Genomic DNA, 2,307 nt, shown 5'->3' with positions numbered 1-2,307 from the left:
CAGCTGGAATCGCGCCAGCATGCCTTCGACATGGCCGGCGCGCTGAAGGAACTCACCGGAAAGCTCGGCATCGGGCTCGTCTACAAGACCAGCTATGACAAGGCCAACCGCACCTCCTTGAGCGGGGCGCGCGGCGCCGGGCTGGATGCGGCGCTGCCGGTGTTCGACGATTTGCGCATGGAATTCGCGCTGCCGATCCTGACCGACGTCCACACCGACGAGCAGTGCGCATTGGTCGCCCCGCATGTCGACATCCTGCAGATACCGGCCTTTCTCAGCCGCCAGACCGACCTTTTGATCGCCGCGGCGCTGACCGGCAAGGTCGTGAATGTGAAGAAGGGGCAGTTCCTGGCGCCGTGGGACATGAAGAATGTCGTCGCCAAGGTCACCGGGTCCGGCAATGCCAATGTGCTGGTGACCGAGCGCGGCGCCTCCTTCGGTTACAACACGCTGGTCTCCGACATGCGCGCGCTGCCGGTCATGGCCGAGATCGGAGCGCCGGTGATTTTCGACGCCACGCATTCGGTGCAGCAGCCAGGCGGGCAGGGCGGCTCGACCGGCGGCGAGCGCCGCTTCGTCGAGACGCTCTCGCGCGCGGCGGTGGCGGTCGGGGTTGCCGGCGTGTTCATCGAGACGCACCAGGATCCCGACAATGCTCCCTCCGACGGCCCTAACATGGTGCCGTTGAAGGACCTTCCGGCATTGCTCGAAAGGCTGATGGCGTTCGACCGCGTAGCCAAGGGGCGCTGACATCAGCGCTGGTCCGGGCCATTCGTGCGCCGGCTTGTGGTTGCAGATACCCGGCGTTACCCTCATCCTCGCAAATGTGCGTCTTGGCAGGAGGAAGCCATGTCTGTCGCCAAGACTGGCCTATCGTATTGAAATAGCTTCGCTTTTCGCGCTCCGCCTGTTGGTCGTTTTCGGCCACGTGCCAAACCTACCTACAAACGAAAAAGCCCGGAATCGGCGGCTTTCCGGGCGCGCGCCGCCTTGGAGCGGTTGAACTCATCCCTGATCCTGTTTTCTATCGTCCCGACACTGACTGGCTTCCAGTCGGGGTCGCGATGGTTCGCCGACAGCCAGTCCGTGAGATACCGCGCTTCGTCCGCCAGCTTTTCGCATACCTCACCGGCGGCCACTCGCCGCTGTAGCTCGCCCAGAACCGGCCAACTGCGGTCTGGTCGCCCGACGTCCCCTTTGACATCCTGGGTGGTCGGCTCTGACGTCAGCGTCGAGAGCCACGCCCTCAACGATGGCAGATCGACTTCGTTGACGCGGCGGTACGGGCGCGTAGCGTCGGCGGCCCGGCCCCCGAAAAACCCGTAGCAGAACTCGGGCTCGTCCACAGGAAGCCACTGCCCGTCCGGGCGTGGCCGGATGTAGGTGGGGTGCTCGTCTGCCCGAACCTCTACCGATCGGTCCTCCCGTATGGCTGCCTGGAGAAGCTGTTCCGCTTCATTCTGCGCGAACCCCGTCTTAAGGCGAACGGTCGCGACTGCCGTCGGCCACGAAATCCAGCTCATTCGCGGCCCCCGATCGACTCACCGTCGTCGACACTGTTTAACAGTTGCTCGACCTGCGCGAGCGTCAGGGCGTGGATGCCGAGCGGGCCGCGTGGGTGGATCGGCGTGTCACGGCGGACGACCGCGTAGAGCCCATAATCGAGGGCGCCCTGGTCCCGTCGGGCGCTCTTCACCAGCTCAAGGCCCCGGCGCTTGGCGACGCGGCGCATCCTGTCTTCGTAAGCCTTCATGGCGCTTTCTCCGTAGTTCGCCGTTTTCACTGTAAGACGTAGTGGAAGCCACGCTGGAAGGCAAGCCCGAACCGTCTTCACTTCTGGATCGTCGCCCGATTTTTGATCGGCGAGCCCGGCTCGGCGGGCCACGAAACTATTAATTTTGTGGCCGCTATTACGTGGCCTAAGAGTACCGCACCCTTCCAATCAAGCCCAGCCAAAACCTGTCTGGGCCCTAACGATCTAAAGGAAGGGATCGCGACAATGACGACTGAAAGAGTGGTGCTCAGGGAACCCGAGGCGACGCGCTACACCGGCCTGCCGACCAGCACGATGTACGACAAAATCCTGCGCGGCACGTTCCCGAAGCCGATCAAGCTGGGCGCCAAGAGCGTCGGCTGGCTCAAGACCGAGCTGGACGCGTGGATCGAAGCCCGCATCGCCGAGCGGGACGCGAAAGCGGCCGGCAAATGACCGTCGCTGCGCTGCTGGCCGCAATGGCGGCGGGAGGCCGCGACAGAGCTGCTGATCAGCGTCGTCGTCACCCTGATCACCATACCGAAATCTAGGAT

Annotated in this window: 4 protein-coding genes; 2 read left to right on the top strand and 2 right to left on the bottom strand. The window is 63.9% G+C overall.

Going from position 1 to position 2,307, the window contains the following annotated elements; genetic code table 11:
- Positions 1-750, top strand: a 750-nt coding sequence (kdsA, locus tag EOA33_RS32710) for a 3-deoxy-8-phosphooctulonate synthase (protein WP_127407503.1), incomplete at its 5' end; no start/stop codon positions are given.
- Between the two features lie 191 nt (positions 751-941).
- Here the strand turns inward: kdsA and EOA33_RS32705 are convergent.
- Both EOA33_RS32705 and EOA33_RS32700 read right to left on the bottom strand, forming a co-directional pair.
- Positions 942-1,523, bottom strand: a complete 582-nt coding sequence (locus tag EOA33_RS32705) for a hypothetical protein (RefSeq protein WP_127407502.1) — start codon at positions 1,521-1,523, stop codon at positions 942-944.
- A complete protein-coding gene (locus EOA33_RS32700) occupies positions 1,520-1,753 on the bottom strand; it encodes a hypothetical protein (RefSeq protein WP_127407501.1) in 234 nt (77 codons plus the stop codon). The genes EOA33_RS32705 and EOA33_RS32700 overlap by 4 nt, the downstream gene beginning before the upstream one ends.
- Before the next feature lie 246 nt (positions 1,754-1,999).
- Between EOA33_RS32700 and EOA33_RS32695 the strand changes: the two genes are divergently transcribed.
- Complete coding sequence (locus EOA33_RS32695) at positions 2,000-2,209, top strand: AlpA family transcriptional regulator (RefSeq protein WP_127407500.1); 210 nt, start codon at positions 2,000-2,002, stop codon at positions 2,207-2,209.
- Positions 2,210-2,307 lie beyond the last annotated feature (98 nt).

The sequence above is a fragment of the Mesorhizobium sp. M4A.F.Ca.ET.050.02.1.1 genome (genome assembly GCF_003997725.1).
In the GTDB taxonomy this organism is placed as follows: domain Bacteria; phylum Pseudomonadota; class Alphaproteobacteria; order Rhizobiales; family Rhizobiaceae; genus Mesorhizobium.
The sequence above is the reverse complement of the archived record's forward strand: the minus strand, read 5'-3'. Positions and strand labels throughout refer to the sequence as shown.

Bases quoted from the DNA above. Each gene is read 5' to 3' on its own strand.
- EOA33_RS32705 (WP_127407502.1), bottom strand. From the start codon at position 1,523: ATGAGCTGGATTTCGTGGCCGACGGCAGTCGCGACCGTTCGCCTTAAG.
- EOA33_RS32700 (WP_127407501.1), bottom strand. From the start codon at position 1,753: ATGAAGGCTTACGAAGACAGGATGCGCCGCGTCGCCAAGCGCCGGGGC.
- EOA33_RS32695 (WP_127407500.1), top strand. From the start codon at position 2,000: ATGACGACTGAAAGAGTGGTGCTCAGGGAACCCGAGGCGACGCGCTAC.